Source organism: Microcoleus sp. S13_B4 (genome assembly GCF_036700885.1).
Classification (GTDB): domain Bacteria; phylum Cyanobacteriota; class Cyanobacteriia; order Cyanobacteriales; family Microcoleaceae; genus Microcoleus.
The window spans coordinates 143,913-162,057 of sequence record NZ_JAUBPU010000001.1; the positions used below are offsets into that span (position 1 = coordinate 143,913).

Genomic DNA, 18,145 nt, shown 5'->3' on the forward strand with positions numbered 1-18,145 from the left:
AAAAATTAATTTTTCACCTTTTAATTTTTTAGATTAATTTTAGATGGGGCGATCGACGATTAGCAGTAGATCCAAATTTTAAATTATTCTAGGCTAGATGCAAAAGCCTGCCCTAATTTATTGTCGGAAGTAATTGCCGAAATCGAATATTTATGGCCCGCTGAGCTAGGAAACTTAACAGAAAATGCTTGCACATTTTCCTGATTAAAATTATGGGCATAAAACTGCTTGATTTTGTCAACAGAAAATGCTTGCACATTTTCCTGATTAAAATTATGGGCATAAAACTGCTTGATTTTGTCAAATGTCAGTTCGCCTCCTCCTGTAATATCAGTTGTATGACATGTGTCAAGTTCGTTCATATACCCCAAAGCTGCTTCAAAGCCTTCGGGATCTTGCTCTGCCTCAATTTGAACACATAAATCACTTCCAAAATCGTTTTCGTAAACTAAGCTGATTACTCCTTCCCTTTCCCTTTTCCATTCACAAAGACTGATTTTATCCTTATTGATTTGAATAAAATTCTCGCCGTTTCTGACAATTAAATAGTTTTCATCAAAAAGTAGGGGTGGATCGGAAACTATAGTAAGTTCTCCCCATTCCCCTCTTAAATAGTATTTGTCCTCCGCCCTAAAAAATTCGTCTATGTTCCCGTAATCAACTCCACCATCTGGATCTGCAATTGGGCTGATGTTGTTCAGAACCAAATCGTAGGTTTGAGGGTGGGGAAAATTGACGGTCATCCGCCGATAACAATACTGTTCCCCTGGTAAGGGCTGAGTGTAGAGAGAGTGATTTTCAGTGAGGACAGCTTCCAAGAGGATTTGTATAGATGTTTTAGCATTAATGCTAAGTACATAGCTATCCTCTAGATAAATATTTTCAAATCCCGGAAACTGCCAGTAGTTTAAGCGTTCCATTGTTAAATGTCCCAATCAATAGGAGTATGATTAGCTGGACTTTTTCTGTTAACGAGCTTTCCTTGTAGATCGATTCTACTGCCTTTAGCATTTTTTAGCTCTACATGAGGGTGGTTGCTGCCGGGAGTTCTGGGAGTTCCCTGTTTGAGCGTTAACCTAGTTAGTCCGTTTTTATCAAAATATTTTAACGGGCCATTAGGTGTTTGAGTAGGATGCCAGCCCTGTTGTGACTCAGCCCACATTTGACAGTCGCTGGCTTTTGGATTAATGCCAGTTGAGATAGCTTGTATTATTCGTTCCCATGCCCTTCGCCCCGCTAGAGTTGCCATAATTCACAATAAATTAGCTGATTCTCTCGGTAACAACTCCAACCGATAGCGGTACAAAGCCACAGGATGCCCCCCAGCAGCAAAATAATCGGGGTCTTGCGGCGACAAATAAATCGCTGTCACCTGATCCGCCTCAATTCTTTTACTCGCAGAATTGCCATTTTCCCCGCCTCCAACAACTCGATAAGCGGTTGTTGTTTCCACCTCGTTTAAATAAATATCAGACTCTCCCCGAAACACCTGCTGAGAAATCTCTGTAGACACAAACTCGCGAGGATTCGGCGTCTCAGTCCCCCGACTGGTAACAATCGAAATTAGTTGGCGTTCCCCTTTCAAAACAGTAATTTGGCGGTTGGGATTGGTCGGATCGACTTTCACCGAAAGTACGCTACGATCGCCTAAATAAGCCTTGGCAATATTCAAACCGTTAAAAGTGCGATCGGCTACAATCTTTTTAGCTTTTTTAGATGTATAATTATAACTAAAACCAATATTTTTTTCTGGTTGAAATCGCACTTTAAATAATACTGGCTGCTGCAAATACTGGCGGTTGCTTTCAAACCCAGGAGTCACAATATTTGGCGCTAAAGGAGCGGCTAAATCTACCAAAGTGCTAGCAACATTCCAATTCCCCGCCATCCAGTCGGGATATACCAAATCTCCCTTAGCTACAGCGATAGGAGGCTTGCTTTCCCAATTGGGAAAACTTGATAGGCGATCGCCCAAAACCCCCGCCCTCGCACCGCCACCCCACAGCAGTACAACCAAAACCAAACAAAAACTCCAAATTACCTTCATACCCAATTACATTCAAACAACTAACCTTCTGTCTCTCTTTCTCTTCTTTATCTCTTCTCTGCGTTCTCTGCGCCCTCTGCAGTTCATTAATTCAGAAATTAGACAACAAATGAGTTAAACATCATATTTTATACCTTCTCAGAAACAGGCATCCTGCCTTTTACACAAAAATCAATTTTATTCTTGTGGGGAGTAGGGGCGGGGCAGGAGATGCCGCCCCCCATATGCAATTTAAAGGTGGAAAAGCTTATTTTTTAAAGCGCCTCAACAGGTGCCGGTTCCCAAACCTCCCCGTATTTTTCCTTCAACTCGTGCCAATTTTCCACCTGTCCTGGTTCGTATTCCCCCGGCTTTCCCCACTGCAAAAACGCGCTCAAAGCAGCCTCATTTTGTTCGTCCAAAAAACGGATTGCATAAGTAGTAAAATTGCCTCTTTTCGCCTCGCCCGTTTCAAACTTCACCTGTTTAATTTTGTCCATATTCAAGTGAAACTCAAATATATCGGCGTGCATATTGGCATATTTACCCTTCGGCAACTCCGCATAAAACAGCTTGTGAATTGAACCGCGTACTTCCAGCACAGCCGCGCTGCTAGTCACGATTAAACGCAGCGTTCCCAATTGTTCGCAAGCTTCCAAGAATTCTTTCAGAGTCGGAGTCATATCAATTGTGGATTGTGGATTGTGGATTTGGAATTAAATCGATAAGAAGAAAAGGGTAGTTTGGAATTAGGAAAAGGAATTAGGGAAAAAAGGATAATTCTTCCTTCTCCCTTCTCTCGTAGATAACTAAAGCTTTCCTTCTCTCGTAGATAACTAAAGCCTTCCTTATTCCTTATTCCTTCATGTTTCGTGCAGTTCGTAAGCAGCGACAATCCGCTGCACTAGCGGGTGTCGCACCACATCCGCCTGAGAAAATTCGCAGAAAGCAATGCCCTCAACGTTACGCAGAATATTTTGGGCAACTGACAATCCCGACTGTTGGTTTGGCGGCAAATCGGTTTGAGTGATATCGCCCGTTACTACCATTCTCGATCGAAAGCCCAGACGAGTCAACACCATTTTCATCTGAGCTGGCGTCGTGTTTTGAGCTTCGTCCAAAATGACGAAAGCATTGCTGAGAGTGCGCCCCCGCATATAAGCTAAAGGAGCTACTTCGATCAGGCCTCTTTCCATTAAATCGGCCATTTTTTCAGGGTCGATCATTTCTTGCAGGGCGTCGTAAAGCGGGCGCAAATATGGATCGACTTTTTGCTGCAAATCTCCCGGCAAAAACCCTAATTTTTCGCCAGCTTCCACGGCTGGTCTTGTTAAAATTAGCCGTTCGTACTGCTTGCTTAACAGCGCTTGCACGGCGAAAATAGCTGCTAGAAATGTTTTGCCAGTACCAGCGGGGCCAATGCAAAATGTCAGGTCATGCGTGCGTACTGCTTGGACGTATTGCCGCTGCTTGAAGGTTTTGGCTCTAATTTCTTCGCCGCGGCGGGTTCTGGCGAGAACGTCTCGCTGCAAGTCTTGTAAATCGCCTTGGCGGTTAGTATCCAAAGCTTGGCGCGCCGTCTGGATTTCAACTCCGGTAATATTTTTGCCGGATTTCCAATAGTCGGAGAGCGATCGCACTAATTTATGACACAATTCTACTTGACTTTTTGTGCCTGAAATCAGCAGTTCTTGGCCTCGCATTACCAGGTTAGCCCCGGTTTGCTTAGAGATCATTTTCAGGTTTTCTTCTTGATTACCGGCCAGCGACATTGCGCTTTGAGTGCTCGGTAACTCTATTGTTAGTTTTTCATTCATGCCAACATAAGCTCCTCCAAATAAGCAATTAAAAGTTAACAACTAAGTGTTAAACGACTCACTACTTGCGAACAAAAAGACGCCCGTTACTAGGTTTTACCTAGTATCTAAGGCGTCTTTTAGATTTAGCTCCCCAATGAGTTTGGTGCTTGAGGCACAAATCAAATCTCCCTTCTAGTAAGTCAGGCAATTTTAGATTTTAGATTTGAAATTTTAGATCTTAGATTAACCCGACCCCGCTGACATTTGAAATTTCAAATTTTACATTTGTTTCCGATCGCAAAACCGGCAATTTCAAACCTAACGGGGCTTGTAATACAAAGTCTACAATAGGCAATCTAAAATCTAAAATTCTTTCTTGGCTATGCAGTTAGTTAATAACCGGGAGTATTTCTGCTCGTTCTAAACGTAGGTGTGTTAGTACGGCGAGGTTGTTCTCTCGGAGTTCTGCTAGCTAAGGGACTCGGCGACGGAGGTGGCGTCCGGGGTCGGAAATCGCCTCGCGGCTCCCGCGAGCCACGATCTGGGCGGTCGCGATCTGGGCGATCCGGGCGATCCGGGCGATCGCCCCTGGGCGGGCCAGATCCACGATCGCCCGCTTCGCCATCGTATATATCTAAGTAGAGTGACTGACCCGCCGTCTGCGCCACCGCTTCAAGGGTAGTTCTAATGGCCTGAATATTGCGTCCGCCCCTACCGTAAACTCGCCCTTTGTCCGGATCTTCAAAAGCGAGACGAACCCAGACCCGCGATTGGCGCGGGTGCAGTTCGCAATCAACCCGCAAAGATCCCGGGGTCTCTAAAAACGGCCCAATTAAAAATTTAACCAGTCCAGCGTAGTTGGGACTAGCTGACTGCTGCTGTGCTGGATTCAACGTTGGCTCCGGCTCCGACTTGTTCAAATACATGGGCTTTTCTCAGGATGTCACGCACGGTGTCAGTTGGCTGAGCGCCTTCTTGTAGGCGCTTGACAATCGCTGGAACATCCAGCCTGGTTTCATTATTTCTGGGGTTGTAATAGCCGAGCTCTTCTAGGGGACGGCCGTCGCGGCGAGTAGAACTGTTCATAGCTACAATCCGGTAGCTTGTCTCGCGTTTTTTCCCGTATCTCTTCAATCGCAGTTTGATCATCTTCTTGCACAATAGTCTTGTTCCAATTCTAAGCTATTTTGTCAGCGCTCCTTCCCCGAACCCCAACTCAACCCCTATTTCTTAACCTCCCACCAAAATATCGCTACGATTTGCTGCCCCCAAGGCAGGTCTGGCGCCGTCAATGTGCGGTGTAATTGCTAGTGGCAAAATTGATGCAGTTCCCCACTGAGCCACCAATTTTTGCAAAAATATATCCTGCTGTGTTCTCAAAGAGTCCCAATCGGTGCCGCGATTAATAATTGCAAACCACACTAAACCCCGATCGCGCGTGGGTATGGCTCCAGCCAAAGCAATCACCGTGTCCAAACTACCTGTTTTCACCACAGCCGATCGCGGAATGTGCCGATGTTCCACCGTGCCTTTATCCCGCCCGGACACCGGAAACAAGTCAGCAATCGTCAGGCCAGTAGTCTGAAGGTTGCGCGCGATCGCCTGCATCATCCCACAAGCGGCCCTCGGAGACATCTGATTTTCCACTCCCAATCCCGAACCGTTAACTAATTGAAGTTCCTCCTCCGGCACCCCTGCAGCCCAAGTCGCTTGCTGCTGGACTATTTTTGCCCCGCCCAAATCGTCTGCCAGCATCTGAGCCATTTCATTATCGCTGTGGACGTTCATCTGCTTGAGAATTTCGGCTAAAGGAAGCGATCGGCGTTTCAGCAGCAAATGCCCCGAACTCACAAATTTCTCAGCAATGACGCTGCCGGCAACCGTTACTTGTGGCTTTCTAGTTCCTGGAGCCATCTTAGAATACATTGCCACCACGTCCGCAGGCCAATTGCTACCCTCAAGAGCTTGCCGCAGTATCTCCCCCGCGGCCAAAGGATCGGACTCGTAATTCATGCGAAAATTGCCTGTCACCACCAAATTTCCCGCCACGCGCTCGATACCCATTTGATTGAGAGCATTGCCAACGGCGATCGCCTCCTCCCACACAAACAGCGGATCGCCCCCACCGCTGACCACCAAATCTCCCTGCAATACACCATTGTTAATTGGCCCCGTTGCTAGGAACCGCGTTTCAAACTGATAATCCGCGCCCCAAGTCTCCAGCGACGCCAGAGAAGTTGCAATCTTAGTCAGCGAAGCCCCAGGCATCAGCATTGTCCCCTGCTGACTTACCAGCGGCACCATTCCTGCTTGCACCCAAATTCCCTGATTGCCGTCAATCAGCTTCTTGTCTTTCAAGTCTTTTAAATATTCCCGCACCGTCGCTTCTGCAGGCAAGTCTGGATTTGCCGCATTTATTCGCCCAAAAGCCAAATCTTCGGCCACCACTAACCCGGGTATTCCTCCCCGCCAAGCCAGCACTGACGCAGCATTAGGCGCGACAGTGCCTACCCCAGCCATGTCCAGCCACAGAGACATCATCCCTGAGCTAAATAAATCCAGCATTTTTTACTCCTAAAGTCATGTAAACTATTGCATTGATTTTTTCAAGTTGCAGGCAAAAATAGTAAAGTAGTGACAAAACAAGCTCTATCAGAGTAGTCGGAAATGAGAATTGTCCGATCGCCGTTGCGAGCGGATTTTAGTTCTTTCTTCAGACTTCTGGATTCACGCTCCTGACTTCCTGGTAGAATTTTTAGTGTTTCTCAAACATTGGTCAATGGGATCGACACGCGCAAGAATTGCAATAGACGCTATGGGTGGGGATCATGCCCCCGCCGAAGTTGTAGCTGGAGCGCTTAAGGCACAAGAAGAATTAGGCGTAGAGATTTTGCTCGTGGGCGACCCGCAGCAAATAGAAGACTCGCTCCGGCAACAAGACGCGATCGGCCGCGTCTCTCCAGGTCAGCTAGAAATCGTTCCTTCTGAAGGATCGGTGGAAATGCACGAAGAACCTTTAAGTGCCCTCAAACGCAAGCCCAACGCTTCGATTAACGTAGCGATGAACTTGGTAAAGCAGCAGCAAGCTGATGCTGTGGTGTCCGCCGGTCACTCCGGCGCGGCAATGGCTGCTGCCCTGCTCAGGTTGGGGCGGCTCCCCGGAATCGATCGCCCTGCGATCGGTGCGGTTTTGCCGACAATGGTAGCGGGCACCTCTGTACTCATTCTCGATGTCGGCGCTAACGTGGACTGCCGCCCCAAATTTTTGGAGCAGTTCGCTCTTATGGGAACTATTTACAGCCAGTGCGTGCTGGGCGTCGCCGAACCTAAAATCGGCCTGCTCAACATTGGCGAAGAACCTTCTAAAGGCAACGACGCGGCAGTGCGGACTCACCAGTTATTGGTGGACAACCCGAACATTCCTTTTGTGGGCAATGCCGAAGGCCGCGACGTGCTGTCGGGGAAATTCGACGTGATTGTCTGCGACGGGTTTGTTGGCAACGTGTTGTTGAAGTTTGCCGAAGCGGTGGGCGAAGTCGTGGTGCAAGTTCTTAAGGAAGAATTAGTCAAAGGACTCCAACATCAAATTAACGATCCTCTGCTGCAAAAAAGCTTGCAAGGATTTAAGCAGCGGGTAGACCACGTTGAACACGGCGGCGGTTTGCTATTGGGCGTTGCTGGAGTTTGCATTATCAGCCACGGTTCGTCTCAAGCTGGCTCGATTTTTAATGCCATTCGTTTGGCGAAGGAGGCTATTGACAACCAAGTGCTGGAGCGAATTCGCTCGTCCAATCAGCAAAGCGCTCTGGAACAAGAAGCTGTGAATTAGAGGCAGTAAGTAGGAATTAAAAATTAAAAATGTCAAATTAAAAATATCAGCTTAAACAAGCGGTTTTGCTTCACAAAAAAGTAATTTCAGCAGTTTAAAAAATAATTTTAATTAGTAGTTTTTAATTTTTAATTTCTCGATCGAACAGCGAGTAAATGGAGAGGAATGTTGCAGCAATCAGGGTTCGGCATTGCCGTCACAGGTAGCGGTTCTTGTACACCGCAGGTTTCACTGGATAATAACGGTTTGAGTCAGATAGTAGAAACTTCTGACGAGTGGATTGGGGCGCGGACGGGCATTCGCTCCCGCAGGCTGGCGGACGATCGCACTTCTTTGTGCGATTTAGCCACAGAGGCATCTCAAAAGGCGATCGAAATGGCACAGATTTCGCCTACAGATATCGATTTGATTATTTTGGCGACCTCAAGCCCCGACGATTTGTTTGGCACTGCCAGTAAAATTCAATATCAATTGGGCGCAACAAAAGCTGTGGCTTTTGATTTGACAGCAGCTTGTTCGGGCTTTGTTTTTGGTTTAGTTACAGCCTCGCAGTTCATTCGGACAGGGGTTTATCAAAATGTTTTGCTGATCGGAGCAGATATTTTGTCTCGCTGGGTGAATTGGTCGGATCGCGGTACTTGCATTCTATTTGGAGACGGTGCCGGTTCGGTGGTATTGCAAGCTTCAGAAGTTGATCGCTTTTTGGGATTTGAAATTCGCAGCGACGGCACGCAAAATTCGTCTCTCAATTTGCCTTACAAAGCTGAGTCAAAAGAATTAATTGAGGGCGTCAACATCGGAGTTGGCGGATTTCATCCCATTACAATGAACGGTCAAGAAATCTATCGGTTTGCCGTAAAAAAAGTGCCGGAAGTCATAGAAAAAGCGATGTTTCGGGCAAATATTAGCGCTGCTGAAATTGACTGGCTGTTGTTGCACCAAGCCAATCAGCGGATTCTTGATGCCGTGGCCCAAAGGCTAAAAATTCCCCCCGAAAAAGTAATCAGCAATTTGGCAAATTACGGCAATACCTCAGCGGCTTCAATTCCCCTGGCCTTAGACGAAGCCGTGCGTCTGGGTAAAGTTAAAGCGGGCGATACTATTGCTGCTGCTGGTTTCGGTGCAGGTTTGACTTGGGGGGCGGCTATTTTTCAATGGGGAAGGTGATATTTCCCGACTGTAAACTTGCCCAGGTGATTGTCGGGAGTTCGACCCTTGATAAATACAAATCCTTTAACACGCTATACACACACAGGGTAAGGTGTACGGCTGCACCCGGAGGACAGGAGTTCTTGACAAGCGGGGTCTGGAATTGGAAATCCTCTATTTTTCGATCGACTTTCGCCGGCTAGAAGGTGGAAAATTTTGTTACTGCTATTAATTTAATTAAAGTAGCAAAAAAAATATAAATTTCGTAAAAACTGCAATTATTATGTTAAAATTGTGAGTCGCGAGTAGATAGTTCGTTAACCGAAAGATAGCGGATACCAGCAAGCGAACTTAGAAGCGGGAAAGAAAGAATTTTTGCAATCACCAATTAGCAACCACCAATTAGCAGATTACCGGAAAAATGACTAAAACAGCATGGGTATTTCCCGGACAAGGTTCCCAGGCGATCGGGATGGGTGCAGACTTATTAAACTTGCCAACAGCCAAAGCCAAATTTGAGCTCGCTAAAGAAATTTTAGGTTGGTCTGTCTCGGAAGTTTGCCAAAAAGAAGAAGCAAAACTATCTCGGACTCTCTACACTCAGCCTTGCTTGTTCGTAGTAGAAAGCATTTTGACCGACTTAATGCGAGAAAAAAGCGATCGACCAGCGGTAGTGGCCGGTCACAGTTTAGGAGAATACGTTGCCCTCTACGCAGCAGGCGTCTTTGACTTTGAAACCGGGTTGCGCTTAGTCAAACGCCGCGCCGAACTCATGGACACCGCCTCGGGCGGGCAAATGGTGGCTTTGATCGGGTTCGACAGGCAGGAACTAGAATTGCAAATTCAATACAGCCGAGACGTAGTGCTGGCAAACGACAACAGCGAAGCACAAGTCGTGATTTCTGGAACGCCCGCAGCAGTAGAAGATTTACTTGCCAAAATCAAAGTCAAACGCGCGGTTAAATTGAATGTTTCCGGTGCGTTTCACTCTCCCCTGATGGCTGGGGTGGCGGCAGAGTTTCAACTAGCTTTAAAGTCTGCAAGATTTTCCGATGCGAAAATGCTGGTACTCTCGAACGCAGAACCGTCAGCCACTACCAGCGCAGCCACTTTAAAGCAGCGGTTGACTCAGCAGATGACCAAAGGCGTGCGCTGGCGAGAAATTTCGCTGCAATTGCCACAACAAGGAATCGATCGCGTAGTGGAAATTGGCCCCGGCAAAGTTCTGACAGGTTTGATCAAACGGACTTGTCCGGATTTAGCGCTGGTAAATGTTAGTAGTTTTGCAGATTTGCCAGCTTAATCTATTTTTAACCTGTGATGAAATCCCAGGCGGTAAAATTGAGAGTTAACAGGCCTGAAGATTGCCGAAAAACAAATAGCACCACAGGAAAATCCGAATATTGCCTGTGGTGCTAATTGGGGATAGACGATTCAGACAGTTAGAAAATATTTATTAAAATTGTAGATATCGATCGAGCTGACGGGGCGATCGACAAATCCTGATGTAAACTAGGCGTAAAAACCAAGCTTATCTGGTATTTATATGAAAAAAGTCCTTTACTGGTTAATGGGCGACAAGGCAGGCAGAATCATAGTTGGTGCCTGGAATTGGATGTGGGGACTGCCCGTAGAATCAGGCGGCCCGGTGGCGGTGGCGGTAGCCGAAGAGTCACTGCGATCGATGCAAGAATCCGTGCAAAAGCTAGCAGCAGCAGTCTCCACCCAAGTTGCAGCCTACCAGCGCGCCAAAACTAAATATGAAGAAAAAGTTAGGGAAATGCAAACCGTAGAGCGCCAAGCCATCACAGCCCAGCGCAACGGCAACGAAGAAGCAGCCCGCTTGGCAATGTCGAAAGTAATTCAGACAGAACAAATTCTGCCGCAGTTAGAAGCTCAAGTAAAACAAGCCGAACAGTACGTCAACGCTTCCAAAGACAAGCTAAATCGAGAACGGATGAAGCTGGAAGCCTACAAAACCGATATGCAAAATATGAAAGATATGGCTGAGATTAACGAAGCCCTTCGAGCCATATCCCAAGTCAACAACGACCTCAGTATCGATTCAGCTCGATCGCAATTTGAGCAAGCCAAAAACGCCGTCCACGGCCGCAACCTCGAACAGCAAGCTTTAGCAGAACTATCTGAAAACCCCCAAGAAAGACTTCAGGCAGAATTAGAAAATATGACCTTAGACGATGAAGTTAATCGCAGGCTACAAATGTTAGACGGCTCCAACAACAAAGAACTTCCCAGCTAAGGAGAATTTTATGGCTAAGAGCGGGCCTCCCCCCATAGTTTTTATTCTGTTATTTCTGTTGCTCGCCGGTGGCGGTTGGTTCTTTTTTCTCAACAAACCAGCATCGCAAGATGTTAGTAACAATCCCCCCACTCCCATACCCGCAGGCGGTGGTGGGGCCAATCTGCCTCCCGTCGCGCCAGTAGTCGGCGGTGCTTCCCCTGTTGCAGCTACTTCCTTTGCGCTTCCAGCTTCCGTACCTGCGGGTACGGCCGTGAGAATTGACGGTTCTACCAGCATGGTGACAATCAATCAGAACCTCAAGAACGGCTTTCAAGGCAAGTTTTCCGGCACGACAGTCGATACCAAAGCAAATGGTTCTGCAAAGGGAATTCAAGATTTGGTGGCGGGAACAGCCGATATTGCAGCGGTATCGCGACCTTTGACGGCTCAAGAACAAGGTCAGGGTTTAGCAGCGGTGCCTGTTGCCCTAGATACGATCGCCCTTGTAGTTGGCATTAACAACCCCTTCAAAGGAGGTTTAACCTCCGCTCAAGTTCAAGATATCTTCAAGGGAAATGCTCAAGACTGGTCGAAAGTCGGCGGCCCGGCGGGCCAAATTAAAGTAATTAACAGACCGGCAGTTAGTGGCACTCACCAAACGTTTAAAGAACAAGTGCTAGGAGGTGGCGAGTTTGGCACGACGGCAAATATTACCACGCTCGATCGAGATGCGACAACTCCGCTGCTGCAAGCTTTAGGCAACAACGGCATTGGCTATGCGACTTTCGCTCAAGTAGCCAATCAGAAAACTGTGCGCGTTGTTCCCGTCAACGGTGCGACGCCGGATGCTGGTAACTATCCTTACAAGCGGCAGTTGTACTACGCCTACAAAAACCCTCCTAGCCAAGCAGTTAAGGATTTCTTGGGCTACGCGACTTCTTCGGAAGGACAAAAAGCCATGCTGGCTGGAAATTGAGCCTTTGCAAAGTTTTGAGATTCAGCAATTCGCCAAAATTTATTTTGGCGCTACGCAAGCAAATAGTCCGCCAGAATAAATTCTGGCGCTACACAAGCAAAGTCCGCCTGCGCGGACTATATTCTTCAGTCCGCGCAGGCGGACTTCGTTTGACAAGAAGCGGTTTCAAACGCCGAATAATCTCAAACGGACTCGATCTGATAGGCTAATATTCGATGTAATTTAAAATCTAAGGTTTTTCTGTGAGCAAAAGTCGCGAACCAGTCGAAAGTTTACTTCTCTACTATTTATTCAAATGGTCAATTGTCAGCCCGATGCTGCACCTGTACTTTCGCGGCCGCATCTACGGTGCAGAAAATGTTCCGACAGAAGGGCCGCTGGTGGTAGTCAGCAATCACGCCAGCGATTTTGACCCGCCGATTTTGTCTAATTGCATGAGGCGACCGGTGGCATTTATGGCAAAGGAAGAGTTATTTAAAGTTCCTATTTTGAAGCAGGCAATTACGCTTTACGGTGCTTATCCAGTGAAGCGGGAAAGTGCCGATCGCAGTGCCATTCGATCGGCTATCAACTCTTTGGAAAATGGCTGGGCGACGGGTGTATTTTTGCAGGGAACTCGCACGCCAGACGGCAGAATTACTGAACCGAAATTAGGTGCGGCGCTGATAGCTGCTAAAGCTAAAGCGCCGCTGTTACCTGTTAGTTTGTGGGGAACTCACGCGATCGCGTCGAAAGGTTCGGCAGTGCCGCGTCCGGTGCCCCTAACCGTGCGAATTGGCAAGCTAATTGAAGCGCCCGGTTCTTCGGATCGCGAGGAGTTGCAGGCGCTGACTCAAAGATGTGCGATCGAGATTAATGCCATGCACGATTTAGGTCGCTGATTTTATAACTTTTGTTGCTATTTTTCAGGTTATATCTACAGATAGATGAATGCTAAAGATAAACATCGAAAAATATCAATATAAGTGATTGAAAACAAGCACAATAATTAGGCTTGAATTTGAGTTTAATTTGACAGGAGATAAGAAGAAAGATATGGTAACAAGCAATCAAACCCGCGCGTTGGGATTGTTTTCTAACCGCGAAGAGGCTGAGCAAGCTCTGACAGAATTGAAATCTTCCGGGTTTCCAATGGATAAAGTTTCGGTTGTTGCTAGGGATGCAGGTGAGTCTGTAGGCGATACTCAAACGATCGCTCACGTAGGCGATAAAAATCTAGACACAGGAGCAGGAGTGGTAGCAGACACTCTGACAAATAGTGCTTTAGCCACCGTGCTAGTGGGTCTGGGAAGTTTAGCTATTCCCGGAATCGGGCCGATGATTGCAGCGGGGACTTTGGGCGCCTCACTCGTGGCTGGCGTAGCAAGCACTGGCGTCGCGGCTGCGGCTTTCGGTGGAGTGGTGAAAGCCTTGACTGACTTGGGAATTCCCGAAGAAACAGCTAGAATTTACACCGATCGCCTGCGGGCAGGCGATTATTTGGTGGTAGTAGATGGCGCTGAGGATGATATTAGTCGGGCTCAAGGGATTTTCAGCAGTCGGGGCATTCAAAATTGGGGCGTTTTTTAAACAAGAATTGTGCACCAAGTCTATCCCTAGGGCGATGCACACCTCACCATTGGTGAGAACAATCAGCTCAAATTTAGTACCCGAATTCTCTGTGAAAATTAGCGCATCGTTCCCCCCTAATTTAAAAAGGGGGGAACCGGAAACGGTCTTTCGTCTGCCGGAAAGGGGATTGAGATTCGGCTAAAACCCAGATCTAGACGTGGTTTTAGTCTTAAGTTTAGATTTTTTCATTGCCCATCCCCTGCCTACAAGTCAATTATTGATTTTTATGGCTCATCTTTTGGTGCTGAGGCGGTGACATAAGCAACAGCTAAGGGCGAAATTTTTTCTGTAACTGCTGCGATAACTTGGCGATCGAAGTCAGTCCAAACTCTGGGGCGATCGAACATACAAGGCTGCAATACCCCCCACAATAAGCCGTCATCACAAAGGTGAGCGTGAATCAAAGCTCGATGTCCGAACTCTTTGGCCTCAAAATCTTTGTTGACCACTTCAGGATGGGCTGTTTCAACATCCTCAACAAAAATCGACGGTTTAGTTCGCAAAGCTGCTGCAAACAAAGGGTCTTCTTCCCCTAAAGATTCAGGTTCTTTTTTCCATTCCGGGTCCCAAACCTCTGGATAGTTTGAGTTGCGACGCCAGCAGTAAGGTACTCTGCCAATTTGGGTTTCAGGATTGCGGAGGTAGAGAAAGACGCGATCGCAATTTAACACCTCGCCTAAAGCCGGCACCAAAGCCGAAAAAACAGCATCCGGCGTTTTGCTATAACTCAAAATTTGCTCTAGAACTTGCGGCAGAATTTGCTCGGTCATTAACTTTAGCTTTTGAAGTTCATCTACTAATTTTAAACTACTCCTTCTCTTCTTTTACGCATTTGTCATCAGCGTCTTCGCGGTTCGTTAAATCGCTATAGAAGACAAGTTTTCAAACCAGATGGAATGGAAAAAAATTAAAACTTGCTTAATCCTTCCCTTTGTTTATTGAATTCTGGCTTGGGTGAAGTTAGCACCCGTATAACCCGTTGTCAGCCAAAGAATAGCCCTAGCGCCGTCGCGAAGAGCTTTTTCCATTGGTTCGGGGGTTCGACCAGACGGAACTGCCACAGGCTTAAAGCTAATGCCTCGACTGCCGAGCACGATTTCGCCGATAATCTGAGCTCGCCGCATATGATCGTCAGAAGTGATCAGATACACGCTCTCAATCCCTTGAGCTTTCAATTCATCTACCAGCGTGGTAAAATTTGTTACCGTATCCACCGCTCTGTAGTCTAAGTGCAGGCGATCGGACTCAATTCCCGCTTCTGAAAACACCCATTCCGCGAACTCGGGATTGCTCCCAGAGGACACCCAAATCGGCAATTCAGGATGAACCCGAGCAAATTTGGCGGCAAACACCTCTCGCTCAGTAGCCCCACCTAGAACTAACACCGCCTGGGGTCTCTGAAATTCGCTCTTAACCTGCTGATAGCCAAACCAACACGCCATTAAAAGCCCTACTAGGAACCAAAAACTGCGTGAAGTGTTCAAACGCTTGTAACGCTGAGTGTTTGAATGGATTCTTAACCACATCTAAACCTATAAAAATTTTATGTAACTGACAAAGGAACCATAACAAAAAATACCGCACGTATAGCCCACTAACAGGAATTAAAAATTAAAAATTAAAACAGGGTCTGGGGATCATAGGATTTTAGATTTTAGATTTTAGATTTTAGATTGACTCTACGCTGATGTTGGGGGCTTAAACGGGAGATTTTAGATTTTAGATTTCAGAGGGACTCTAGAGAGAGAGGTTCTGCGTAAGCCCTCGTCTTCCAGCAAGTATTCGTCTGTGGGCGAATTCGTTAGCGGATATACAAAAAAGAGGGGCAAAACTTAAGCTTTCCCCTCCTGCTTTTAATTTTTCTTGATTTTTAACGGGACTGGCCGGGTTCGAACCGGCGGCCTAGCGCTTCAGATTTGTGTGAGTTTCCCCACTCTCTGGACTATACCTTCACCATAGGCTTGCGGCCTTTAGGTGGTGACCGTCTAGTCTCTAAACCTTCCTGATTTCAATATAGGCAATTCTTTAATCGCCCTGAACTCAGGCTTGGCTTGGTATTGCCTTAGAGTCATAGGAACCCATGAACTCTTTAGGTTTCACCAAATTTGACCACATTCACTCCCAGAGTTTCCTCGCAGGGTGCCCGATTCTTCAGGAGGCGCTTGCTCTATCCATCTGAGCCACAGCCCCAGTTGCTAAACCGTTTTGATTATAGCAGTTAATGTCGATTTTGAATTTTTTATTTTGGATGATTAGCGATCGCCAGTTGCCAGTTTCGCAGCGATGCGGGCAAAGTTTTCTGCCGCGGTGAGTTTACCAGCACCGTAACAGGCGCGCTGCCTCCAGGCGGTGACAGGGAGATGTCCGGGGGGAGCATTTTCGTTGAACGAGAGCTCGCTGTAATATTTCCAATTTTCCTTGACTCGCCAGCCGACTCGATCGCAAAATTCAGTATAATTTGCCTCGGTACTTACCCAAATCTGCTGCTGCACGCTCAACCCAAACTGCCCGCTGCTGTATTGTTGCCAAAGTTGGTCGATCGTGCGAAGGTCTGTAGGAGGAAAACTGTCAATATCGGCTGCACTCAGCCAGCCTTCGTCTTCCCTAACAGCGATTTGCAGCAAGATTTCCCAAGTGTGTTCGTCAGCTTTGCGCCATTTTCCGGTTTCTAATAGCTTTGTCAGTTGCCGGTAGTCCATCCCCACTTCAGAGACAGCCGGAGTTTTGTCAGGTATGGCGCCGATTTTGTCTTCCAGTCGCAGTAGAGTGCTGACAATCAATTCGGGGTTTAGTTGTTCGAGGCGATACAAAACCCATTCTAACTGAGATTGAAGGTACGTGCGGGCGATCGCACCTTGCTGCATTTCGCCCTGCAACTCATCAAATTTTGCTGACCAATCTTGTTGATTGCGGGCCACTTCCCACATTTGTTTTGCCCACTGCAATCTAACTCGTTCTTTTTTTAAATAAGTTTTGGAAGGCTTAGCACGTTGCGGGTAGGGAGTCACATCCCAGCCGCAAATCGAGCAAAACTCTGCTTTGTCTTCTATGTATTCAGCACCGCACACTGGACAGTTAGACATATTGCCATAAATTCCGTTGCGAAGTAATTATATGACATCCGGTAAATTAACCATAATTCGATTAGGTGCTTATGGCGCACCCTACAATTACAACTTATCTGTAGTAATGTGCGCCTTTCGTACCCCAAAGTTAGAGTTAATTATACCGCTCTAACAAGGCAAGCGAATTGTAAACAAACTGCCTTTGCCCAAGTCTGATGTTACCTCGATCGTGCCGCGGTGAGCTTCGACTATTTGGCGGCAGAGGTGTAATCCCAAACCTGTACTGGATCTCTTGTGAGTTCCCGGGCCAAACCTTTCAAATAACTTTGCTTTTTCGGTGGGAGAAATCCCGGCGCCGGTGTCTTTGATTTCTATGATTACCCATGCCAGCGGTTGGTTTTTGAAGCTAGTATAAGCAGGCGAATTCGCAGCTTTTAAGCTGACATCTATTGAGCCGCTGTCGGTGAATTTAATCGCATTTCCGATTAAATTTGTCATCAAGCGGTGCAGTTCCAGACGATCGCCCGGATACTTCGCAATCGGTGCACTTTCTGCACTTTCGGTCAAGTCTAAATTTATGGACAAACCTTTAGCATCGGCTAGGGGAGCGAGTTCTTCAGCGACCTCAGTAATAAGCTGGCGCAAGTCCACGGGAGCGAAACTTAGGGATTTGCGGCCTGCTTCGTAGCGGTAGACTTCCAGCAGCATATTTACCATCGCGATCAGGTTTTTGTTGCTGCGAACCATCGTCCCGAAAGCGTCGCGCATGGGAAGCGAAATGTCTCCCAAAGCTCCCTGCTGCATTAAAGTTAGCATTCGATCGGCTGCTACCAGGGGCGTCCGCAAGTCGTGAGCGAGTCGAGAGACAAAATCTTCGCGCTGCAGGGCGATCGAATTGCGCTCGTCTACGCTGTGTTTTAGCCGCAAAAGCGATCGAACCCTCGCCAGCAGTTCGTCCATTTCGACTGGTTTGCGGATGAAATCGTCTGCTCCCATGTCCAATCCCTGGACTACGCTCGCACTGTCGTGAGCCGTGATTAACAAAATCGGGATAAAGGGCAATTCCTTATTTTGTCGCATTCGCTTGGTGACTTCATAACCGTCCATTCCCGGCATCATCACGTCTAGCAGTACCAAATCCGGGGCTGACTTGTCAATTTGACTCAAGGCAGAAAAGCCGTTTTCTGCAGTGCTAATTTCGTAACCTTCTTCTTCTAGGATTGTCTGTACCAATAAAACATTATCTGGTGCGTCGTCTACCACCAGAATGCGATCGGCTTTTGTGGCATTCGGAACAGATAAATAATTCATTTAAGTGACTGCAAACAAATACTAAACTTTAATCTCGCATCCGATTTATGTTTTCACATTTTTACACTTATTAACTCTGTCATAAGGAAGATTTCAAATCTTTATGCAATCTTTTTACTTTTGAACACTCGGATGTA

General features: G+C 47.0%; 18 protein-coding genes. 7 read left to right on the forward strand and 11 right to left on the reverse strand.

Annotation, left to right across the window (positions count from 1 at the left end; translation table 11 throughout):
* Nucleotides 1-83: 83 nt before the first annotated feature.
* From QT994_RS00590 to QT994_RS00620, 7 genes are all read right to left on the reverse strand, one after another.
* Nucleotides 84-743 (reverse strand): hypothetical protein, encoded by a 660-nt coding sequence (locus QT994_RS00590; protein WP_333170846.1) that lies wholly within the window; start codon nt 741-743, stop codon nt 84-86.
* 509 nt (nt 744-1,252) lie between these two features.
* Nucleotides 1,253-2,047, reverse strand: a complete 795-nt coding sequence (locus QT994_RS00595) for a DUF6816 family protein (RefSeq protein ID WP_333170849.1) — start codon at nt 2,045-2,047, stop codon at nt 1,253-1,255.
* A 254-nt stretch (nt 2,048-2,301) separates the two neighbouring features.
* Nucleotides 2,302-2,736 (reverse strand): ChuX/HutX family heme-like substrate-binding protein, encoded by a 435-nt coding sequence (locus QT994_RS00600; protein WP_333171248.1) that lies wholly within the window; start codon nt 2,734-2,736, stop codon nt 2,302-2,304.
* 153 nt (nt 2,737-2,889) lie between these two features.
* Nucleotides 2,890-3,843, reverse strand: coding sequence for a PhoH family protein (locus QT994_RS00605; protein WP_333170851.1), 954 nt, complete (start codon nt 3,841-3,843; stop codon nt 2,890-2,892).
* A 374-nt stretch (nt 3,844-4,217) separates the two neighbouring features.
* Nucleotides 4,218-4,751 carry a KH domain-containing protein gene (locus tag QT994_RS00610; protein WP_333170853.1) on the reverse strand — a complete coding sequence of 178 codons (534 nt, stop codon included), beginning with the start codon at nt 4,749-4,751 and terminating at the stop codon, nt 4,218-4,220.
* Nucleotides 4,690-4,974, reverse strand: a complete 285-nt coding sequence (rpsP, locus tag QT994_RS00615; RefSeq protein WP_242721878.1) for a 30S ribosomal protein S16 — start codon at nt 4,972-4,974, stop codon at nt 4,690-4,692. The genes QT994_RS00610 and rpsP overlap by 62 nt, the downstream gene beginning before the upstream one ends.
* Before the next feature lie 81 nt (nt 4,975-5,055).
* Nucleotides 5,056-6,390: a D-alanyl-D-alanine carboxypeptidase gene (locus tag QT994_RS00620; RefSeq protein ID WP_333170857.1), complete on the reverse strand. Its 1,335-nt coding sequence runs from the start codon at nt 6,388-6,390 to the stop codon at nt 5,056-5,058.
* Between the two features lie 214 nt (nt 6,391-6,604).
* Between QT994_RS00620 and plsX the strand changes: the two genes are divergently transcribed.
* The 7 genes from plsX to QT994_RS00655 all read left to right on the forward strand — a co-directional run bounded on the left by plsX (nt 6,605) and on the right by QT994_RS00655 (nt 13,590).
* Nucleotides 6,605-7,654 carry a phosphate acyltransferase PlsX gene (gene plsX, locus QT994_RS00625; protein WP_333171251.1) on the forward strand — a complete coding sequence of 350 codons (1,050 nt, stop codon included), beginning with the start codon at nt 6,605-6,607 and terminating at the stop codon, nt 7,652-7,654.
* A gap of 165 nt (nt 7,655-7,819) precedes the next feature.
* Nucleotides 7,820-8,821, forward strand: a complete 1,002-nt coding sequence (locus QT994_RS00630) for a beta-ketoacyl-ACP synthase III (protein ID WP_333170859.1) — start codon at nt 7,820-7,822, stop codon at nt 8,819-8,821.
* Between the two features lie 403 nt (nt 8,822-9,224).
* A complete protein-coding gene (fabD, locus tag QT994_RS00635; RefSeq protein ID WP_190733372.1) occupies nt 9,225-10,106 on the forward strand; it encodes an ACP S-malonyltransferase in 882 nt (293 codons plus the stop codon).
* 243 nt (nt 10,107-10,349) lie between these two features.
* Nucleotides 10,350-11,063, forward strand: coding sequence for a PspA/IM30 family protein (locus QT994_RS00640; protein ID WP_333170863.1), 714 nt, complete (start codon nt 10,350-10,352; stop codon nt 11,061-11,063).
* Between the two features lie 10 nt (nt 11,064-11,073).
* Nucleotides 11,074-12,021 (forward strand): phosphate ABC transporter substrate-binding protein, encoded by a 948-nt coding sequence (locus QT994_RS00645; protein WP_333170865.1) that lies wholly within the window; start codon nt 11,074-11,076, stop codon nt 12,019-12,021.
* A gap of 242 nt (nt 12,022-12,263) precedes the next feature.
* Entirely contained in the window at nt 12,264-12,902 is a 639-nt protein-coding gene (locus tag QT994_RS00650; RefSeq protein WP_333170868.1) for a lysophospholipid acyltransferase family protein, read from the forward strand.
* A gap of 154 nt (nt 12,903-13,056) precedes the next feature.
* Entirely contained in the window at nt 13,057-13,590 is a 534-nt protein-coding gene (locus QT994_RS00655; RefSeq protein WP_333170870.1) for a hypothetical protein, read from the forward strand.
* Nucleotides 13,591-13,856: 266 nt separating this feature from the next.
* Here QT994_RS00655 and QT994_RS00660 read toward each other — a convergent pair whose 3' ends face one another.
* The 4 genes from QT994_RS00660 to QT994_RS00675 form a co-directional block, all read right to left on the reverse strand.
* Nucleotides 13,857-14,402 carry a GAF domain-containing protein gene (locus QT994_RS00660; RefSeq protein ID WP_333170872.1) on the reverse strand — a complete coding sequence of 182 codons (546 nt, stop codon included), beginning with the start codon at nt 14,400-14,402 and terminating at the stop codon, nt 13,857-13,859.
* A 165-nt stretch (nt 14,403-14,567) separates the two neighbouring features.
* Nucleotides 14,568-15,158, reverse strand: a complete 591-nt coding sequence (locus QT994_RS00665) for a YdcF family protein (RefSeq protein WP_333170875.1) — start codon at nt 15,156-15,158, stop codon at nt 14,568-14,570.
* Between the two features lie 726 nt (nt 15,159-15,884).
* Entirely contained in the window at nt 15,885-16,715 is an 831-nt protein-coding gene (locus QT994_RS00670; RefSeq protein ID WP_333048211.1) for a GUN4 domain-containing protein, read from the reverse strand.
* 150 nt (nt 16,716-16,865) lie between these two features.
* Entirely contained in the window at nt 16,866-18,008 is a 1,143-nt protein-coding gene (locus QT994_RS00675) for a hybrid sensor histidine kinase/response regulator (RefSeq protein ID WP_333170878.1), read from the reverse strand.
* Nucleotides 18,009-18,145 lie beyond the last annotated feature (137 nt).